This window comes from Polaribacter aquimarinus (assembly GCF_003129485.1).
Classification (GTDB): domain Bacteria; phylum Bacteroidota; class Bacteroidia; order Flavobacteriales; family Flavobacteriaceae; genus Polaribacter; species Polaribacter aquimarinus.
Window position 1 is genome coordinate 1 of sequence record NZ_QFFG01000007.1, and the last position, 20,334, is coordinate 20,334.

A 20,334-nucleotide genomic window follows, 5' to 3' on the forward strand; every position below is an offset into this window, starting at 1 on the left:
AATTTTGTCCGTTTAAAGTAGTAAAATCTGAAGAAGTTGCTAAACCTTGAGAATATAATGCTGGATTAGTATCTATTTCATCTGTAAAATTACATTTATTTTCTTCTGTGTCTAAAATTCCATCATTGTCATCATCTAAGTCATCAGCATCTACAATACCATCGTTATCAGTATCAACACCTGGTACATCTCTATAATCTACATCACCACCAGTATTTATATCTCCATCTGAATCTGTAAAGTTGTCTGTTTGTGTGTTATCAAAAGATCCATTAGGGTCTGTATAATCATCTCCGTTGTCTAAAGAATTCACTAATCCATTTGTGCCAACAATAGTACCTCCTCCTAAATCGACTCTACCGTCTGCACCACCCGCTGTATCTGTTAATCCAGAACCAGATTCTGTAATATCAAAAATACCATCGTTATCAGAGTCTAAATCTAAATAATCTGGATTGTCTGTGTTGTCTGAATTTTGAGGTGTAATACCAATTGAACCTGTACCCGTAACTCCTCCAGTAGGAGTAGAGTCATAAGCATTATCTAAACCATCTTTATCTGAATCTAAACCTGTTGGGGCAACATAACCAGTTGTAGATTGTGCTTCGATGTTGTCTGGAATACCATCATTATCTGAATCTAAATCTAAATAATCGGGAACACCATCTCCATCTGTATCTCTTGAGGTAACACAATTTAAATCTACTGTATACTCTAAAGCAAAAGCTCCACTACCATCACTACAAAAATTACCCACACCAGCAGCTGTGGTTGCTTGTACGGTAATACCAGGTGTACCACCCCCTATATCTATAACAGTAAGATTTCTCTGTACAAAAGGGAAAGCGGCATCTAAAGTTGTATTACATTGTGTGCTCCTAACATAAAGACCACTATCTGTAGTGCTACCGTTAAAAGTTAAACTAAATGTTTCATTGGAAGCTGCACCTCCATCTATATCTCCTCTTGCTCGTACGTTACTTACAGAAACTAAGTCTCCAACAGAAAGTCCTAAAGATGAAACATCTATATTTTGAAGAGTTCCTGTAGCTCCATCAGCTACAGTAATTCTATCTGGAGTAGTTGTTAAAGCTACACCTGGACAAGCACCTTCTGTGATGTCTAAAATACCATCATTATCATTATCTATATCTACATTATCTGGTACTCCATCTCCATCTACATCATCAAAATTTTCGCAAAAGGTAAATCCAATCATTCCAGAACCATGTACACTTCCTACTGTACAAATATTACAATCTTGCCATTTAATGGTGATAGATTTTATTTTATCAGTATCAGAAAAATTAACCCCTACATTATCATCATCACCGGCAGTAGAGCCATTAGAAGCAGAATCTATAACTCCGGTAGCTTCATCTACAGTATACGTAGGATTTGGAGAAGTTGTAAATGTTGGGAAAATAGTGTTATTAAAGTTATCTGTAGCTGTTATTGTATATTTATCTCCACTACTCCCGTTACCATTTACATGAAATAAATCAAACCCAACAGAAAATACGGGTGAACTAAAGCTAATTGTTAAAGTAACACCATCTCCCGTAGAAAAACCACTTGTATAAAATTGTAAAACTTCTCCTGGGTCAGCATCTGTTCCTACTGCAGGTGAGTCTGTTGTACTAGTACTACTAGGCCATTGGGCTAAAGTACCTGTTTCTCCCGAGAAAGTATAAGTTATGTTAACACCGCTACCATCTACATTAGACATCGTTTTTGTAAGATCACCGTCCGTCCAATCAAAGTCGTTATTACTAGAGGGTGTTGTACTCCAAATAAAACTTGCAGCACCGTTGTCGCAACTGCTATGTAGATATTGCGAATAAGTATTAATTGAACACAGAAATATTAGTATATAACTAATATTTGTCAAACGAATTATTTCCCCAAATAAGTTCGTTTTTTTTTGACTTTTAATCATAAAAAAACATTTTAATTCCGGCAAAGATAAAAATTATTGCCAGTCATTCTGTAGTTTAAGACACAACTATCATTTAAAAGTCACATTTTTTAAAAGAACCTTTTCTTTGTAAAAACCATCATGATTACTTTTATTTGTAAACCTAAATAGTATAACTACTGCAAAAGAATTTTAAAGTTATCTAAAGTTGGAATTTTTGAACTTGTAGTTACTTTTGTCAGTAGAGATTCTGTAAAACGACAGGTAGTAGAATTATGTTGCTTTTTATAGGTTTATTGATAAGAAAGGGACTTTTTTAAACATTCTTTTTCTTATTTAAATAAGATGCAAGAATTCGCTGAACATCTCTATTGTCTTTTTTAGGTTGAACAAAAAACTGGTAATCTTCAGGAGAAGATAATTGTTCATCTTGAGAAGTGTCTAAGTATCCAAATCCTTTATAAATGCCATCTAAAATTAAGGCAAAACCAATTTCATATTTGATTCTTCCTTTTTCTTTGATGACTAAATTTTCTGCTCCAATTCCTATTGATTTTATTGCTTCTTTAACTCGTTTATTATAATCTTCTACAGATTCTTTATCACAACAAACTCCTTTACATTCTTTAATTTGATAATGAAAACAACTAGAAACATTGGTTTGTAAATGACAATATTTGGGGCATAACTCAAACTCTTTACACAAATATTCTAAGTGGTTTCTAACTTCAGCAACAGAATAATATTTGGTTAAAGCATTTGGGACAAGTTTTAATCTATTATATGCTAAATGTAAAATTCCTTTTTGGTCTTCATAAGAAAATAACCCTACTGCTTCTCCAGCTCTTCTTTGAGCTCTATTATATTTAGGGTAAATGTGTTTTATTTCTGAAGATTCTAACAACAAAGCCAGTAATTCACTACCAGTTTCCGTGTAAGAAATATCTGCAGTTTCCAAGCACATATTTTGCTCTTTTTTCTTTTTGTCGTAAAAATGACTGATAACTCGTTGTTTGATGTTGTTGGCTTTACCTACATAAATAACTTCTTTTGCTATGTTTTTAAAATAATACACACCAAAAGTTTCTGGTAAATTATCCACTACTTTTTTATCTAAAAGTGGAGGTAAAGTAGCTTGTCTAGAGCGTGGATTTAAAAATGAATTGATAATAAAATTATCATCTCTTTCAATTAATCTTCTAAATAGTTCTGTGGTTGCCTCTGCATCGCCTTTTGCTCTGTGTCTTCCATTTATAGGAATGTTTTCAAAAGTGCAAATATTACCTAAACTATAAGATTTTAAACCGGGAATAATTTTTCTAGACAAACGAACGGTACAGAGTTTTTTGCGTTTAAAATCAAACCCTAAACTTTTAAATTCATCTTTAATAATGTTGTAATCAAAGTTTACATTATGAGCTACAAAAATAGTGTCAGTGGTAATTTCTTCAATCTTTCTTGCTATCTCATAAAACTTTGGAGCATTTCTTACCATAGCATTTGTAATACCAGTAAGATTTGTAATAAAAGGAGGAATGTTTTGCTCTGGGTTTACTAAAGAAGTAAACTCATCAATAACAGTTTTTCCATCAAAAACAAAAATGGATATTTCGGTTATTTTCTGACCTCTATATCCATTTCCTGTGGTTTCTATGTCTACTACGCTGTACAATTATCCAACAATACTTTTTAAATCAGCAATAGTTGCAGTTGGATCTTCTGCACCAAAAACAAAACTACCAGCCACTAATACATTGGCACCTGCTTCTATTAAAGTATTGGCATTTTTGCTGGTTACACCTCCATCAATTTCTATTTGACAATCAGACTTAGCAAACTCAATTAAATGTCTTAATTGACTTACTTTCTTGTAGGTGTTTTCAATAAACGATTGTCCTCCAAAACCTGGATTTACACTCATAAGACAAACCATATCTAAATCTGCAATAATATCTTCTAAAACAGCAATAGGTGTGTGCGGATTTAATGCAACCCCAGCTTTCATTCCTGCTGCTTTTATGGCTTGGACAGTTCTGTGCAAATGAGTACAAGCCTCATAATGTACAGTTAAAATATCTGCACCTAAATCTGCAAATGTTTGAATGTATTGATCTGGATTTACAATCATTAAATGCACATCAATTGTTTTTTTTGCATGTTTTGTTATTGCTTTTAAAACGGGCATTCCAAAAGAAATATTGGGTACAAAAACACCATCCATAATATCAATATGAAACCAATCTGCTTCACTATTGTTTACCATTTCTACGTCTCTTTGTAAATTGGCAAAATCTGCCGCTAAAATTGATGGTGCAATTAAATTACTCATTTGTATGAAGTTGTGTTTTATTTTGATGCAAAAATAGGTATATAAAACAAAAAACTCTCGAAATTGTTTCGAGAGTTTTTATATTTTTATTTACAAATTCTTATCCAAGATAAGTCATTAAAATTTTACTCCTAGAAGTATGCTTTAATCTTCTAATTGCTTTTTCTTTAATTTGACGAACACGCTCTCTAGTTAAATCGAAAGTTTCTCCAATTTCTTCTAAAGTCATTGGTTGGTGTTCACCTAAACCAAAGTATAATTTTACAACATCAGCTTCACGTGGTGTTAATGTTTCTAGAGCTCTGTTGATTTCAATTCTTAAAGATTCGTGTAATAAAACACGATCGGGATTTGGAGATTCTCCAGAATTTAATACGTCGTATAAATTAGAATCTTCACCTTCTATTAATGGCGCATCCATAGATACGTGACGTCCAGAATTTTTCATAGATTCTTTTACGTCATTTACAGTCATATCTAATTTCTTAGCAATTTCTTCAGCACTTGGAGGGCGCTCATTTTCTTGCTCTAAGAAAGCATACATTTTATTGATTTTATTGATAGAACCAATTTTATTCAATGGCAAACGTACAATACGAGATTGTTCTGCTAAGGCTTGTAAGATAGATTGACGAATCCACCATACAGCGTAGGATATAAATTTAAAACCTCTAGTTTCATCAAAACGTTTTGCTGCTTTGATTAATCCTAAGTTTCCTTCGTTAATTAGGTCTGGTAGAGTTAATCCTTGATTTTGGTACTGTTTTGCAACCGATACAACAAATCTTAAATTGGCTTTTGTTAATTTTTCTAATGCTCTTTGATCGCCTGCTTTTATAAGCTGCGCTAATTCTACTTCTTCATCAGCTGTAATTAAGTCTACTTTTCCAATTTCTTGTAAGTATTTGTCTAACGATGCAGTTTCTCTGTTAGTAACCTGCTTTGTAATTTTAAGTTGTCTCATCTAATTCTATGTGAATTTTAAAGGATTAATTGTATTGCTACATTTTATTATACGCAAGAAAGTATGTTTATGTTACAAAAAGTTTTAATTTTTTTTAAAAGTGAATTTTTTACCACTCATCGACTAAAAATAACAACTAGTCTTTTTTTTTAATTTATGTGTGACTTATCAAGTTAATTTGTGTCAAAACAATAACTGAATTGAAAACAATTGATGTTAAATTTTTAAGTGATGAAGATTTAGTCTTTAAAATAGCAGAAACAAATAATACACATTTGTTCGCTGTTTTATATGACCGATTTTCTAAAGTTGTTTACAACAAGTGCTATGGTTTCTCAAAAAGTAAAGAAGAAGCCGAAGATTTAACTCACGATGTTTTTATCAGGTTATTTGTAAAATTAAAGACCTTTAAAGGTAACTCTAAGTTTTCTACTTGGTTGTATTCTTTTACTTATAATTTCTGTGTAAATTATGTACAAAGAAACACACATAAAAAGAAAGAAAAAGTTACGGTTGTTACAGATAATATAAAAGATGATGATTTTACGCAAGAAATTGATGATGCAACTCTTTTTGAGTTAAAATCGGAAAAATTAGCGAAAGCATTATCTTTAATTGATCCGGCAGACAAAATGATTCTTTTAATGAAATATCAAGACGATATGAGTATTAAAGAGATTCAGCAAGTTTTAGAAGTCGGAGAAAGTGCTGTTAAAATGCGCATTAAAAGAGCAAAACAGAAAGTTGTAAGAACGTATGAAGAGTTATAATTATGAACAATCCTTTCAAAAAAATCCTCATTAATCAAGAGGTGCCTAATACTCTTAAGAGTAAAGTTCTTGATGATATTGGTATGATAAAATTAACTTATGATATAGCCGATTTCTTTCTATTGAAATTCCCTGGAACTCTTTCCGACTTTTATATAAGAGAAGAATTGTTAAATGGTAAAAGTTAAATAATATATTTAGGATTGATAGAGAGTTGGGGGACAATCTGTCAAAGTGTGATTTAGCACACAAAGAAAGAGACCGTATTTACGGTCTCTTTTATTTTTAAGAATTTTATATTTTGTTAGAATAGACCATTTATCTGAGCATCTATTCTATCTATGATATATCCTAAATCTTCTTGATTGTCTACAAAATCTAGATTGTCAACATCGATAATTAATAGTTTTCCTTTTGTGTATTTAGAAATCCAAGCTTCATAACGTTCGTTTAACCTGCTCAGATAATCAATACTAATAGAGTTTTCATAATCTCTTCCTCTTTTGTGAATTTGTCCTACCAAAGTAGAAATATCTGCACGTAAATAAATTAATAGATCTGGTGGGGTTACCAGGTTTTCCATCAATTCAAACAAAGAACTATAATTGTTAAAATCTCTATTAGTCATTAAACCCATTGCGTGAAGGTTTGGTGCAAAAATATGAGCGTCTTCGTAAATGGTTCTATCTTGAATAATATTTTTGCCAGATTCTCTCAATTCTAAAATCTGTCGAAACCTGCTGTTTAAAAAATACACTTGAAGATTAAAAGACCAACGCTCCATTTCTGTATAAAAATCGTCTAAATATGGATTTTCATCAACAGATTCAAAATGTGGTTTCCATTTGTAATGTTTAGCTAATAATTTGGTTAGTGTGGTTTTACCAGCACCAATGTTTCCTGCAATTGCAACGTGCATATATTAATATTAAGAAGATTAAAAAGGATGCTAAAGGTAATAAAAAAACTAAAAACAGAAAGTAGTTAACAAATCAATTTATAACCAAAACCTCTACTGTTAATAATTTTGATGTTTGTGTCCTTTTTTAATTTTTTTCGAAGCTTACTAATAAAAACATCCATACTTCTTGCATTAAAAAAATCATCATTTCCCCATAGTTTATTTAAAATAAAGCTTCTATCTAAGATACTATTTTTCTTTTCAAAAAGATGATATAATAATTGCGATTCTCTATGTGTTAATTGCTGTGTGTATTCTAAAAAAGTAAGTGTTTGTTTTGTGTAATCAAAAAAATAATTACCTATTTGAATTTTCTCAAGATTTGGTTTTATTTCTATTCTATTGAGTAAAGATTTTATTCGAACAATCAATTCTTCCATAGAAAATGGTTTTTTTAAATAATCATTACCACCATTGTTAAAACCTTCTAATACATCACTTGTTTGAGATTTTGCTGTGAGAAAAATGATTGGAATATCCTTGTTTTTAATACGGATTTCTTTTGCTAAAGTAAATCCATCTTTAATTGGCATCATTACATCTAAGACTAAAATATCTGGTTTTTCGTTATCAAAAATAGTAAATGCCTCTTCACCATTTTTTGCATGAAGAACCATAAAATTTCTCGATTCTAAACTTTCTTTAACGATCATTCCTAAACTTTCTTCATCTTCAGCTAGAAGCACTTTTATCTTATTCATTAGGTATATCTATTTTAAAAACAGTTTTGTTTTTTGTTGATGATAGTTCTATGTTTCCTTGATGTTTTTCAATGATTTTTTTACAATAGTACAAGCCAATTCCAAAACCTTTTACATTATGAGTATTTCCTTTTTGTACTCGGTAAAATTTATCAAAAATCATTTCTTGTTGATTTTTTTCGATGCCAATTCCATTATCAGTAACCGTAATTTCTACTGCATTTGAAATTGAATTAATATTTACTTCTATATGATTTCCACCGTACTTTATAGCATTATCAATTAAATTAGAAATACAGTTTTCAAAGTGAAAAACATCTATATTTAAGAATATAGGTTTTAAATTATTAAGGAAAATAATTTCCTTACCTGTTTTTAATAATTGATGCTTTTGTACAATTTTAAAAATTATCTCAACAATATCTGTGCTTTCTTTTTTAAGCAATAAATCTTCGCTATCTAATGTGGCGGTTTCTAATAATTTTTCAACCATTAAGTGTAATTTTTTTAACTGAATAGTTGACATTGATAAATATTTTTTTGTTTTTTCTTTATCCTCTAAAACATTAAAGTTTTCGATAGCTTCGATAGCTGTAGATACTGTTGCTATTGGTGTTTTAAATTCGTGAGTTATGTTACTAATTAAATCGTTTTTAATATTTGCTAAATCTTTTTGTTGATTGATTATTTTTAATAAATAGAGTAAGCTAGAAATAACAACTAATGATAAAAAAAGTGATAATAATATCCCAAAATAACTTCTTTTTAAAGCTTCTGTTTTTGGATTGCTATAGTATAATTTAAAAGCTTCGTTTTTCTTAACATAGGTAGATTTTGAATTTAAATGATAGTTGCTTTTATCTAGTAAAGTATCTTTAATTCGGTGAAAAAGTGTATCGTTTTTTAAGTGATGAAAATTTGTTTTTAAGTTTAATTTCTTTCTGTTTAATTCATTCTTAATTAGAGAATCTATTTTTGAATATTCTATAGAATGATCTAAAAAAGAAATGAAAATTGGTTTTAAATTAGCGATTAATTTTAGACTATCTGCTGCTTTTTTTCCATTAAAAAACTTTATTCTAGTTTTAGTTCCATCGTTATTAAAAGTTTGGGTTTCTTTTTTGTTAGTATACTGAGTTACTAATTTTGTGTGATTAAAGATTGTTTTTTTTGCACTGTCTTGTTTTAATTTAAAGTCTCGTACAAATTTTTTAGTAGATTTTAATAGAGAATCTCTAGCTTCTTCAGAAATACTTTCGTCTGAAGTAATTTTAATATTATTTATTGTAACTCTAGAATTTTGATTTTTATCATTTATTAAAAATTTTCCTTGAGTTTTTGCATCAACAATTGTTATAAAATTACTTTTGGCAAGAGAGGTGTAATATTTTTCTATTGCGTTATCTAAACTTATTTGAATTTCATTAGTTACAAGCCTTTTGTTTTCTTCGTAATTTTTATAATTCCAATAGCACTGAATACTTATTGTTGCAAGTATAGTGGTAATTATAAAATAGAAAATCCATTTATGCTTTTGAATATCCATATCTCAAAAATAGTTTCTTTTTTTAACAAAATGTATTGGTTAACAAACGTTAACACAAGTTAACTAAGAAGAATATTAAATTATTTGATATTTGTAGTGAATCAAAATCATCAAAAATGAAAGTCAAATTATTTATTACAGTTTTCTTTTTCTCATTAATAAGTTATGCGCAAAATTTCTCAGGAAAAGCTACTTACAAAACCATTAGAAAAAGTAATTTTAAAATTAATTCCAAAAACTCAGATATTACTGAAAAGCAAGCAGAAGAGATTCAAAAAAGAATTCAGAAAATGAATCAAAAAACCTACATACTTCAGTTTGATAAAAATTCATCAATTTATAAACTAGATGCTAAAATAAATACTCCTAAACCTAAAATGGGCAACGGTAATAGGGTAATGGTAATGTCTTTTGGAGGTTCAGGAAATGGAGATGTTTATTACAAAAATATACAAGACAAAAGATTTGTAAATAAAACAGAAATTATGGGAAAATTATTTTTAGTTAAAGATTCTCTCAGAAATTTTGATTGGAAATTAACTTCAGAAACCAAAAATATAGGAGAATATACTTGTTATAAGGCAACTTTCGAAAATGAAGTGACAAATACAAAAGTGTCTATGGTTAATGGAGAATTAAAAGAACAAACAGAGCAAGTTAAAGTTGTAACTAATGCTTGGTATACACCACAAGTACCGATAAGTAATGGTCCAAAAGATTATTATGGTTTACCTGGATTAATTTTAGAAATAAATGATGGAACTAATACCATTGTTTGTACAGAAATTGTAATTGATCCTTCTCAAACTAAGGAAATTAAAGAACCAGTTAAAGGGAAAATTGTTAGTCAAAGAGAGTATCAAGAAATCAGTAGAAAAAAATCTAAAGAAATGATGGAACGTTTTAAAAGCAGAAAAGGGGTAAATATGGGCAATGGTGCCACAATTAAAATAGGTGGGTAATTGTTTTGTTTATTTTAAAATTAAACTTTTAAGTTTTTTTTAAGTCCAATAAGAAGTATTTAAGATTATTTTTGGATTTAAATTACAACTTATGAAATTAATATTTACCTTTCTAATCACTTTTTTTTTCCTGAGTATATCGGCTCAAAGTAATTTTCAGGGCAAAGCAACATATATGTCTAAAACTTCGATGGATATAAGTCGTTTTGGAAATAAAATGTCTGAGCAGCAAAAAAAACAGATGATGGCTCGTTTTAAAAATGCTTTAGAAAAGACCTACACACTAAATTTTAATAAAATTGAATCTTCTTTTAAAGAAAATGTAAAGTTAGATGCACCAGGAACTTCAGGTCCAAGATGGGCAAGAAGTAATGGTCAAGGTTCTGTTTATAAGAACCTAAAGGAAAAAGAGATGATTGAAGATGTAGAACAATTCAGTAAAAGATTTTTAATAAAAGAGAAAATGAATCAGCCCAAGTGGCAATTGGGTTCTGAGTCTAAGAAAATTGGAAAATATACTGCATACAAAGCGACTCTAGTTAAAATTGATAACACTATAGACTGGGCTAGTATTTTTAGAAGAAGGGGAGGAGAAAATAATAAAAAGAAAGATTCTGTCAGTCAGAATAAAAAGCAAAAGGTAACTACAAAAGAGATTAAAACGAAGTTAGTAACCGCATGGTATACACCACAAATTCCAGTAAGTTCTGGGCCAGCCGATTATTGGGGACTACCAGGTTTAATATTAGAAATCAATTCAGGAAGAACTACAATGTTGTGTACAGAAATTATCATTAATCCTGACGAGAAAGTAGAAATTAAGAAACCTAAAAAAGGAAAAGAAGTTACAAGAGAAGAATATACAAAAATTGTAAACGAAAAAACAGAAGAATTAAAAGAACGCTTTAAAAATAGAAGAAGAGGAAATAGAAGAGGCTTCTAATTGTATTTACATCTAATCAAATTTTAAATATGAAAAAAACATTACTTGTTGCCATTTTTTTAGCGACTTGGGTATCCAATGCGCAAATTAAATATTCAGGAACCATAAAAGATTCTATTGCTACTCCGCTTGAAATGGCAAATGTAATAGCCATAGATACCTTAACTAAAAGTATCGGCTCTTATGGTTTTTCTAATTCGAAAGGGGTGTTTAAATTAAACTTAAAAGCAAATACTACTTACAATATTCAAATTAGTTACATAGGCTTTAAAACTATCAGTAAATTTATTAAAACGAAACAAGGAGATATTTTAGAAAATTTTACAATGTTAGAAGATAAAATGCTCGATGAAATTCAAATTGTATCTAAAATGCCCGTAACCGTAAAAGGAGATACAATTATTTATAATGCAGATTCTTTTAAAAACGGAACAGAACGAAAGTTAGAAGATGTCGTTAAAAAAATTCCGGGAATGGAAATAAATGAAGCCGGAGAAATAGAAGTAGAAGGGCAAAAGGTAGAAAAAGTTATGATAGATGGAAAAGACTTTTTTGATGGTGATACAAAATTGGCGACCAAGAATATTCCGGCAAATGCAGTCGATAAAATTCAAGTTCTAAGAAATTATGGAGATATAAATCAATTAAAAAGTGTTCAAAATAATCAAGATAGAGTAGCTATAAATATCAAATTAAAAGAAGGAAAAAAGAATTTTTGGTTTGGAGATGTTACAGCAGGTGGAGGCTCTTCGCCAGATCAAGGTTTATATTTGTTTCAACCTAAATTATTTTATTACAGTCCAAAATACACTATAAATGTTATTGGAGATTTAAATAATTTAGGAGATGTTGTATTAAATAGAAGAGATGTCAGAAATTTTAGTGGAGGTTTTCGAAGCCAGAGTCCTTCTAATGGAACAAATTTGAGTATAGCAAGTGCTGGAATAGGATTTTTAAATGCTACTGCAAGAAATGCCAATAGAATAGAAACAAAATTATCGGCTTTTAACTTTAGTTATGCTCCAAATAAAAAGCTTGATTTAAGTGGTTTTTTAATTTGGTCCAGTAATAGCAATGGTCAAAGAAATGTAAACCAATTAGATTATAATGATCCAAATATTCCAGATGATGTTACAGATAATAGAACAGACCAAACCAGTAATACTGGGTTGTTTAAATTTAGTTCTATTTACAAGAAAGACTTTAATAATCAAATGAATTATGATGTTATTGGTCGTTTTTCTAATGAATTTAGAACGGATAATGCTAGCTCGCAGGTAATTGGAAATAATATTACAGAAGGAGAAAGAGCAACTCCTTTCAGAATTAATCAAAACTTAAGCTATTTTTATACTGCTAATGAAAACAATATTTTTGCGCTAGAAATGCAACACTTATTGCAAGATGAAGATCCTTTTTATGTAGCTTCTTTAGAAAACAATCCTAATAGCAATAATGATGGGTTTGATGATGCAGCCGATGTTTTAGGTTTAGATAAAACAGTAAATCAATATTTTTTAGAACAAGATAGGCGAGTAAAATCTAATCAGTTAGATGCAAAGTTAGATTATTACTATATTTTGAATCAGAAAAGTAATTTAAATTTTGTTGGAGGTACCATTTTAAGTAGACAAAATTTTGATTCGAGATTTTTTCAAATTTTAGACCCTAATACAGGAGCAACTTTAGATCCAAATCCTAATATTCAGGGAATTTCTAATCCAAGTACTACAAACGATACAGAATATAATTTTTCTGATGTTTATGCAGGAGTGAGGTACAGATTAAAATCTGGAATTTTTACATTTACTCCAGGTTTTACAGCGCATTCTTATGTTTCTAAAAATACTCAATTTGGAAATGAGTTTTTTAAAGATGCATTCCAAAAAATTCTACCAGAATTTGAAATGATTATGCAGTTTAAAAGAAGTGAAAGCTTAACTTTTTCATACAGACAAAGGGTTAATTTTACCGATGTAAATCAAATTGCTAGAGGAATTGTAGCAAACAGCTACCGCTCTTTCTTTACTGGAAATAATGATTTGTTAAACGGAACCATAGAAAACCTTAATTTAAGATATTCTAGTTTTAATCTATTTAATTATACAAATGTTTTTGCTAGAGTAAGTTATTCTAAAACAATGGATCCAATTGCAGGTGTAGCTAACTTTATACCAGGGTCTGTTGTTTCTACAAGAACAAATTTAAATGCTCCTTTTGATAACGAGAGTTTTAATGCTTTTGGAAGAATAGAGAAAACATTTAAAAAAATTAGGACTTCATATTTTAGCAGTTTTAATTATAGAAATGTTTATCAGTTTTTTAGCAATAATACCACTAGAAGCAAAACTAATTCTCATTCTCATAGAATTAGTGTAGGTACCAATTTTAACACAGCTCCTAATATAAGTCTAAGATATCAAGTTGCTTTTTCTGATCAAACAAATACAGATATTAATACAAATGTATCTAGAGAATTTAAAGGAGTAACACAAAGTCCATCTATTAATTTTGATGCCTATATTTGGAACTCTTTAACTTTTAAAACTAACTTTTCTTATACAGAGGTTAGACAAAATAGTAAGTTACAGAATTTATTTAAAATTTGGGACGCTACTTTTGCGTATCGAAAAAATAAAGATGCAAAGTGGGAGTATGAGTTAGAAGCAAGTAATTTGTTAGGAACTGGTTCTAGAGCATCAGTAAATACAGGGAATGTAGTAAATTCTATAAACGAAACTTTTATCTTACCTAGGTTAATTAGTTTTAGAGTTCGTTATCAATTATAATTTATTAAATTATTAATATAGAAATTCTCATGAAAAATTTTGGAGTTTTTTTATTTTAGCGGCATGAGTTTATTAGCATCAAAGTCTCCTTTATATGCAACAGGAAAAAGTTTGGGTCTGTTATTTCTATATCTTATTACTGGTCTATGGTTAGATAGTTATTATTTTATTAAATATACTGATAATGCACAATGGTATGCAAATATTGTAATGTTTATCATGTTTAGCATTGTGTTTATTAAAGTGACTAAAAGAGCTAGAGAGCAGATGATAACTGCAGTTTTAATAGCAATTATAGGCGAGTATTTATTTTCTATTGTTCTGGGGATGTACACTTATAGGTTAGGAAATGTACCTCATTATGTCCCTCCTGGTCACGCATTGGTTTATATTGCTGTTTTATATTTTTCTAAAGCTTCTTCGATTATAAAACACAAAGTTTCTGTAGAAAAGTTTTTTACAATTTTTATACTCATTTATGCGTTAGTATTTTTGATTGTTAAAAATGACATTTTTGGCTTTGTGATGACAGTAGCCACATTACTTATTTTAAGAAATAAACCTAGAGAAAGACTATTTTATTTAACTATGTACCTTACTGTTGCGTATTTAGAAATAGTAGGGACAAATTATTTATGTTGGAAATGGCCTTCTATAGCTTGGGGAGTTTTTGATTTTTTACCAAGTCATAATCCTCCAAGTGGTATTAGTTTTTTTTATTTCGGATTAGATTTAGGGAGTCTTTGGTTATACAAACAACGACATAAATTAACTTGGTCTAGAATGAAAAGTATTCGCAAAATTAGACAAGAAAAACAACTTACGGTAAACTAAAAAAAAGTATATTAGTTACAAATTGCATTCTGTAAAAATTAATAAATGTCTTTAAAAGTTTCATCGGTTTCTAAAAACTACAATACTCAAAAAGCTCTAAGTGAAGTTTCTTTTACTGTAGAAAGAGGACAAATCATTGGGTTTTTGGGACCAAATGGGGCAGGAAAGTCTACCATGATGAAAATCTTAACAGGATTTTTAAAACCAAACTCTGGAGATGTTTTTGTTGATAATATTGATGTATTAGAAAACGCTATAGAAGCTAAACAAAACATTGGTTATTTACCAGAACATAACCCTTTGTATCTAGATATGTATGTACGAGAATATTTGCAGTTTCAAGCAGGTATTTTTAAAGTTGATAAAGACCAAATAGAAACCTGTATTGTACAAGTTGGTTTACAATCTGAAGCGCATAAGAAAATCAATCAACTGTCCAAAGGATATCAGCAGAGAGTAGGTTTAGCTGCTGCTATTTTGCATAACCCTAAAGTTTTGATTTTAGATGAACCCACAACAGGTTTAGATCCTAATCAATTAGTAGAAATAAGAGAATTGATAAAAGAGTTAGGCAAAGACAAAACTGTATTATTCTCAACACACATTATGCAAGAAGTAGAAGCAGTTTGTGATCGAGTTATTATCATTAAAAAAGGTAAGATTTTAGTTGATAAAAAGCTGTCTGAACTCAAAGAGAATAATATACAAAACATAGAAGTTACGTTTGATTATAAAATTGAAGAACAATTTATAAAAAGACTACCAAATGTAGTCTCTTTTAAAAATAATTACGATACAACTTGGTATATCACATTTGAAAGTGAAGAAGATATGCGCCCAAAAATCTTCGATTTTGCGCAAGAAAATGGCCTAAAAATTCTTGGCTTAAATACACAAAATAAAAATTTAGAAACTTTATTTAGAGAAGTTACTGCTTAATACTTTTTAAATATTGATATGCTTCTAAAAGAGTTGGAAAAACAAATTGACTTCCAGCAGCTTTTAATTCTTCTTTAGAGTATTGTGTTAAAATTCCAATAGGAATCATACCTGCTAAATTTGCGGCATGAGTTCCCGTTAAACTGTCTTCGAAAACCCAAATATTATTAAAATCTTTTTTGGTGAAACCTAGTGCTTTTGCCAAAGTGATGTAAGCCTCTGGAGCAGGTTTTGGTTTTTTATAATCTTGAACTCCAAAGACTATTGGAAAATTTAAATTTAATTGTTGAATACTGTTTTTTAAAAATAATTTTGTAGCGTTGCTTGCTATTCCATATTTAATATTTTTGTCTGATAGAAAATTTGTAATATCTAAAACACCGGGTAAAATTTTGGGTTTTGTAAAGTAGATATCTAAATGTTTATCCTTTAGAAAAAATAATTCTTCAGCTTTATTTACTTTACCAATTACACTACAAAAATAATTTGCAATTATCATTGGAGATTTTCCTGCATAACTTTTAGGAAATGGAGCTATTTCCTTATCGAATAATTCTTTGAAAGCAGATGTCCAAGCTGAATAATGACTTATAAAACTATCTACAACTACGCCGTCAAAATCAAATAAAAAACCTTTAGGCAATTTCATTTACTACAACCTTTGCATTAACTAATTCGGTTAAATATGGATTTAAGAATTTATTAGTAGGATCTAATTTTTCTCTTAATTCTTTAAAGGCTTCCCATTTAGGATAAACTTTAGACAATTGGGGATCTTTTGCTGTAAAGCGTTTTCCCCAATGTGGTCGTCCTCCGTGTTTGATAAATATTTTTTCTACACTTTTAAAGGCTTCATAGGTATCTGCCGTAGCCGCATTTCGAGAAACACAACCCATAGTTACAGTATCTTGCCCATAAGCATAACTTAACCAACTTTTATCTTCATATACAAATCTGATATCCATTGGTATATGAATAAAAGACTTATTGCTCCATTTGTTGATTTCTGTTTTTAATTCTTGGAAAACTTTCGGAAATTTATCAAGTGCTATAGTCCATTCTGCCAATTCTAATGTAGAACCTCTAGATTTGGTAACTGTTGCCTGATACAAACTTCCTTTATGCTCTTTTTTAGAATTAAAAAATGCTTTTGCAATAATTTTATTGGCAATTGCCGTAATCCAAGGAAATTTGTGAGAATATTTATACAATATTTTAGAAACAGTTCTTCTATGTTTAAGATATTTTGGACCTTGATTTTCAACAATCTCTTTATTTGAATCTATTTTATCTCCAGTAATAACATATCCTGTATCTGTATGAGGTAACCATAAAATTCTTAAAAAATTGTGTTCTTTTAGCCTGCTTTTAATTTTAGGTAACCATTCTTTATCATTTTCAGGTTTTTCTTTAACATGTAAAATATATTCAGGTTCGCATTGGAACGTAACGGTAGACATCACTCCTAACATTCCTAAGGAAACTCTTACAGCATCCATTAATTTATTGTCTTTATCAATTGTTTTAATGCTTCCATCAGCGAGTATTAACCTACATTCAGTCATATATTCGCATAACAACTTTCCACTTGTACCATGTGTCCCAGTTGCTAAAGCGCCACCTATGGTAATGGTGTTAATATCTGGTAAACATGGTATACACCAACCTACAGATTCAATTGCTTCTAATAATTCGCTTAAAATTATACCCGCTTGAACTGTTATTGTTCTTCTATTGTAATCATATGAAACAATTTTGTTGTAAGAAGTCATATCAATCAGGGCATCTGTGCCAGCAGCAATATCTGCTGATGATTGTTTACTCCCAAAAAAACGAATCTTTTCATTACTTGCAATTACTTCTCGAAGTTCTTCTTCAGTACTAACACTATATATCTTTTCGTAATTATGCTTTAAATTTTCATTCCAGCTAATCCAAGTATTATTGTTATTTTGTTTCATGTAGTTTAATTTTTCTTAAACAAAATTAACAAATGATATTTACTGCTTAACCATTAAAAGTGTTAAGAAAAACCAAAATAGAGTTTCTGTAAAAAAGGATGTTAATTTTTAAGAATTTGATATTTAAAGAGGATTAAAAAGAGAATATAATATTTTTATGAAAAGCAACCTGTTATTTAAAGTTTGTTTAGTCTATGTTAAATGCAATACCAACTCCAGTTCTTAGACCAGACCAGCCTGTTTTTACGTCTTCTCCTGAATTATTTATAAGATGAGCTTCATTATTGTCTTTGAATTTTAATTTCCCACCCAAGACCACATCAAACCCAATATTAGCTCTTATAATAAAAAATGATAGTGGATATTCATAATTTAATTGAGCTCCGATACCAAAATCAAATGATTGAAAATCAATATTATCTTGTTGTATATTAGTTCCAATTTCTGAATAACTATTTAGATTTAAACTAGAATACATACCAAAACCTTTAAAGCCAATTTTAAAATCTTGTTTTTCTTTATTAAGATTTACATAGTAAATACCACCAAATGTAATTCCATTTAAAGATTCTTCTAATCTAACGATACCAGAATAATCTGAATAAGATAGTTTGCCTCCGCTTGAATTATAACTCAAAAATAAAGCAGTGTTTGAATCTAAAATCTCATAACCTAAAGTAAATCCAATATTTGCAGGAAAGTCATCTACAGTTTTAACAGGAATTGGGGCAATATCAGTTTTAAATTCTTCTTGAAAATTAGATAAAGAAGTATGCGAAAAAGTGTTGTAATTTGTTTCAAAAAAGATTTTTCCTTGTTGGGTGAAAACATTTATTGTACAAAAAAGTAATAAGATTATAGTATTTGTTTTCATTCTAAAAAAAATCTTTAATTAAAAATCCATATGGAGAAATTAAATAATTTTTTTCTGCTATATAAAGGTATTTATTATCTAATATTTCAATTTTTTTTTCAATTTTTTGTCCAGTCTTATAATCATATAAAACAAGAGGTAGGAATCTCCCATAGATTAAAATTTTATCAAGTATATCTATGTAACAAATATTTTTAATATTAGCAAAATCTTTATATGATTTTTCATTAAGGGTCAATAAATCTAATTCTCCAACAGTATAACCTCTTGCAAAAAAGATTTTATTTTTTGCAATAGCAAAATCGCTATGTAAATTTCTATAATACGGATCTTCATAAATTTTTTGTAATTCTATTCCAGTTTTTTTATAAATTTTATCTTGGATGACCATAAATTGACCATTCATAGAAATATTAAAATTTTTCAGGTTTTGTTCATATTTTAGTCTTTTTCTTGTAGGGATATCAAATATTTTAACAAAAGAAAAATTACTTAAGTTTTCAATTACAAATGTGTTTTTCCTAAATCTTACAATATTATTTAGATTAGTGGTCGATATATCAAAATCATTAATGTTATATTCTTCTATAATGTTAAATGAATTCTTATCAACTAAAATAGACTTTGAGTTTAAATCTATTATAATATTATTATTGTCATTAAAAGTAAAATCACCGTTTGAATTAGAAGAACGTGTAATGAAAATTTTGTTTTCTGAAGATAAGGTGTTAATATTTAATTTGTTAATATAAACATTGTTGTTGCTGTCAATTTCTAATGCATAGATTTGATTATTAGGTTTGTTGTAAGCAATTTTTTTATAATTGTCAGTTTCAAATTTTTGACCTAAATGAAAATCATCTGAGGAACTAATAATTTCTCCATAAGAAAAATTGTTATTATCATTACCCATTTGCACAGAATAGGAATAATTCTTACCAAAAACAACTGTTTTATATGGGATGATTTTTTCTTTATTATTATAATCTAAATTATATTGAGTAACATTACTGTTAAATCCATTTAGTCTAATAGACATTTTTGTAATATTATTGTAAAGAGGGTAATCAGTCCAATTAATTTTTAAAAAACCTTCGTTACTTAATGTCGCATATATCTTAAAGGTGTTTGTTACCTTAACTTTTTTTATGTCAGATTCTATTGATTGAAAATCATTTTTAATTTTTGTTCTATAATTAAAGTCAAGTGAAAGTGCATTTACATCGTTATAAACACCATTTTCAATTGATTCTTTTGTTAAAATAATCTCACGGTATAAAGTACGATTGTTTGATACTAATAATTTTGCTGATATAGATTCATCTATAAAACTTGTAAGTGAATAAGGTTTAAAATATATATAAATTGTTCCATTAGTATGTTCCACTCTATCTATTTCAAGTTTTAAAATAGATTTATCAACAGAAAAGTTAAATTCTTCAATTACCTTATAAGATTCACTTCCACTTATCTCAGCTAAACTGCCAGAGCTTGTTTTAAAAAAATACTCAACTTTTAAAATATGATTAGTATCTGATAGATTTGAGATGTCTAATAAAAAAGTATCATTAGAGTTTGTAAAACTTTCTACCAATTGATCATCAATAAAAAAGTTAATTTCATATAATCTATTTTTATTTGATGCTTGATAATTAAATTTAATACCCTTAGATTGCCTTATTGTTTCTCCATCAATAAAGTTTGTTAAACTTAAACTAACATTAGGTTTGCTAGTTACAATATCCTTATAATAGTCTTCAGAAAACTCAAAACCGCAAGTAGAAAAGATAATAATTGCCAAAAAAGGCAATAGATTAAAAAGCTTTTTCATTAATTCTTTTTT

17 protein-coding genes and 1 pseudogene are annotated in these 20,334 nt (G+C 28.8%); 7 read left to right on the plus strand and 11 right to left on the minus strand.

All coding sequences use genetic code 11. From position 1 onward, the window contains the following. The 4 genes and pseudogenes from DIS07_RS13900 to DIS07_RS13915 all read right to left on the minus strand — a co-directional run. Positions 1 to 1,939: pseudogene (locus DIS07_RS13900) on the minus strand (hypothetical protein); the annotation flags it as partial. A 295-nt stretch (positions 1,940 to 2,234) separates the two neighbouring features. Continuing rightward, complete coding sequence (locus tag DIS07_RS13905) at positions 2,235 to 3,590, minus strand: exonuclease domain-containing protein (RefSeq protein WP_109405878.1); 1,356 nt, start codon at positions 3,588 to 3,590, stop codon at positions 2,235 to 2,237. Next, positions 3,591 to 4,247 carry a ribulose-phosphate 3-epimerase gene (gene rpe / locus DIS07_RS13910; protein WP_109405879.1) on the minus strand — a complete coding sequence of 219 codons (657 nt, stop codon included), beginning with the start codon at positions 4,245 to 4,247 and terminating at the stop codon, positions 3,591 to 3,593. A gap of 100 nt (positions 4,248 to 4,347) precedes the next feature. Beyond that, positions 4,348 to 5,211: a sigma-70 family RNA polymerase sigma factor gene (locus tag DIS07_RS13915; RefSeq protein ID WP_018942691.1), complete on the minus strand. Its 864-nt coding sequence runs from the start codon at positions 5,209 to 5,211 to the stop codon at positions 4,348 to 4,350. A 200-nt stretch (positions 5,212 to 5,411) separates the two neighbouring features. Between DIS07_RS13915 and DIS07_RS13920 the strand changes: the two genes are divergently transcribed. Both DIS07_RS13920 and DIS07_RS13925 read left to right on the plus strand, forming a co-directional pair. Next, positions 5,412 to 5,981, plus strand: coding sequence for an RNA polymerase sigma factor (locus DIS07_RS13920; protein WP_109405880.1), 570 nt, complete (start codon positions 5,412 to 5,414; stop codon positions 5,979 to 5,981). Between the two features lie 2 nt (positions 5,982 to 5,983). Next, on the plus strand, positions 5,984 to 6,169 hold the full coding sequence (locus DIS07_RS13925; RefSeq protein ID WP_109405881.1) for a hypothetical protein: 186 nt from the start codon (positions 5,984 to 5,986) through the stop codon (positions 6,167 to 6,169). Positions 6,170 to 6,285: 116 nt separating this feature from the next. Here the strand turns inward: DIS07_RS13925 and DIS07_RS13930 are convergent, their stop codons facing one another. The 3 genes from DIS07_RS13930 to DIS07_RS13940 all read right to left on the minus strand — a co-directional run bounded on the left by DIS07_RS13930 (position 6,286) and on the right by DIS07_RS13940 (position 9,189). Further along, positions 6,286 to 6,900: a deoxynucleoside kinase gene (locus DIS07_RS13930; RefSeq protein WP_109405882.1), complete on the minus strand. Its 615-nt coding sequence runs from the start codon at positions 6,898 to 6,900 to the stop codon at positions 6,286 to 6,288. A gap of 65 nt (positions 6,901 to 6,965) precedes the next feature. Beyond that, complete coding sequence (locus tag DIS07_RS13935; protein WP_109405883.1) at positions 6,966 to 7,643, minus strand: response regulator transcription factor; 678 nt, start codon at positions 7,641 to 7,643, stop codon at positions 6,966 to 6,968. Continuing rightward, positions 7,636 to 9,189, minus strand: coding sequence for a sensor histidine kinase (locus DIS07_RS13940; RefSeq protein WP_109405884.1), 1,554 nt, complete (start codon positions 9,187 to 9,189; stop codon positions 7,636 to 7,638). The genes DIS07_RS13935 and DIS07_RS13940 overlap by 8 nt, the downstream gene beginning before the upstream one ends. Before the next feature lie 116 nt (positions 9,190 to 9,305). Between DIS07_RS13940 and DIS07_RS13945 the strand changes: the two genes are divergently transcribed. The 5 genes from DIS07_RS13945 (at position 9,306) to gldA (ending at position 15,656) form a co-directional block, all read left to right on the plus strand. Then, positions 9,306 to 10,151: a GLPGLI family protein gene (locus tag DIS07_RS13945; RefSeq protein WP_109405885.1), complete on the plus strand. Its 846-nt coding sequence runs from the start codon at positions 9,306 to 9,308 to the stop codon at positions 10,149 to 10,151. 91 nt (positions 10,152 to 10,242) lie between these two features. After that, entirely contained in the window at positions 10,243 to 11,094 is an 852-nt protein-coding gene (locus tag DIS07_RS13950) for a GLPGLI family protein (protein WP_109405886.1), read from the plus strand. Between the two features lie 29 nt (positions 11,095 to 11,123). Next, the gene (locus DIS07_RS13955) at positions 11,124 to 13,883 is read left to right on the plus strand and encodes a carboxypeptidase-like regulatory domain-containing protein (protein WP_109405887.1); all 2,760 of its coding nucleotides are present in this window, start codon (positions 11,124 to 11,126) and stop codon (positions 13,881 to 13,883) included. 63 nt (positions 13,884 to 13,946) lie between these two features. Next, complete coding sequence (locus DIS07_RS13960) at positions 13,947 to 14,717, plus strand: hypothetical protein (RefSeq protein ID WP_109405888.1); 771 nt, start codon at positions 13,947 to 13,949, stop codon at positions 14,715 to 14,717. Positions 14,718 to 14,762: 45 nt separating this feature from the next. Then, positions 14,763 to 15,656: a gliding motility-associated ABC transporter ATP-binding subunit GldA gene (gene gldA, locus DIS07_RS13965; RefSeq protein ID WP_109405889.1), complete on the plus strand. Its 894-nt coding sequence runs from the start codon at positions 14,763 to 14,765 to the stop codon at positions 15,654 to 15,656. On the opposite strand, the gene DIS07_RS13970 is transcribed toward gldA, so the two are convergent. The 4 genes from DIS07_RS13970 to DIS07_RS13985 all read right to left on the minus strand — a co-directional run bounded on the left by DIS07_RS13970 (position 15,646) and on the right by DIS07_RS13985 (position 20,322). Next, a complete protein-coding gene (locus DIS07_RS13970; protein ID WP_109405890.1) occupies positions 15,646 to 16,305 on the minus strand; it encodes an HAD family hydrolase in 660 nt (219 codons plus the stop codon). The genes gldA and DIS07_RS13970 overlap by 11 nt on opposite strands. Then, positions 16,292 to 17,617 (minus strand): D-arabinono-1,4-lactone oxidase, encoded by a 1,326-nt coding sequence (locus DIS07_RS13975; RefSeq protein WP_109405891.1) that lies wholly within the window; start codon positions 17,615 to 17,617, stop codon positions 16,292 to 16,294. The genes DIS07_RS13970 and DIS07_RS13975 overlap by 14 nt, the downstream gene beginning before the upstream one ends. Positions 17,618 to 17,804: 187 nt before the next feature. After that, on the minus strand, positions 17,805 to 18,491 hold the full coding sequence (locus DIS07_RS13980) for a hypothetical protein (RefSeq protein ID WP_109405892.1): 687 nt from the start codon (positions 18,489 to 18,491) through the stop codon (positions 17,805 to 17,807). A 1-nt stretch (position 18,492) separates the two neighbouring features. Then, positions 18,493 to 20,322 carry a hypothetical protein gene (locus DIS07_RS13985; protein ID WP_109405893.1) on the minus strand — a complete coding sequence of 610 codons (1,830 nt, stop codon included), beginning with the start codon at positions 20,320 to 20,322 and terminating at the stop codon, positions 18,493 to 18,495. Positions 20,323 to 20,334: the final 12 nt, after the last annotated feature.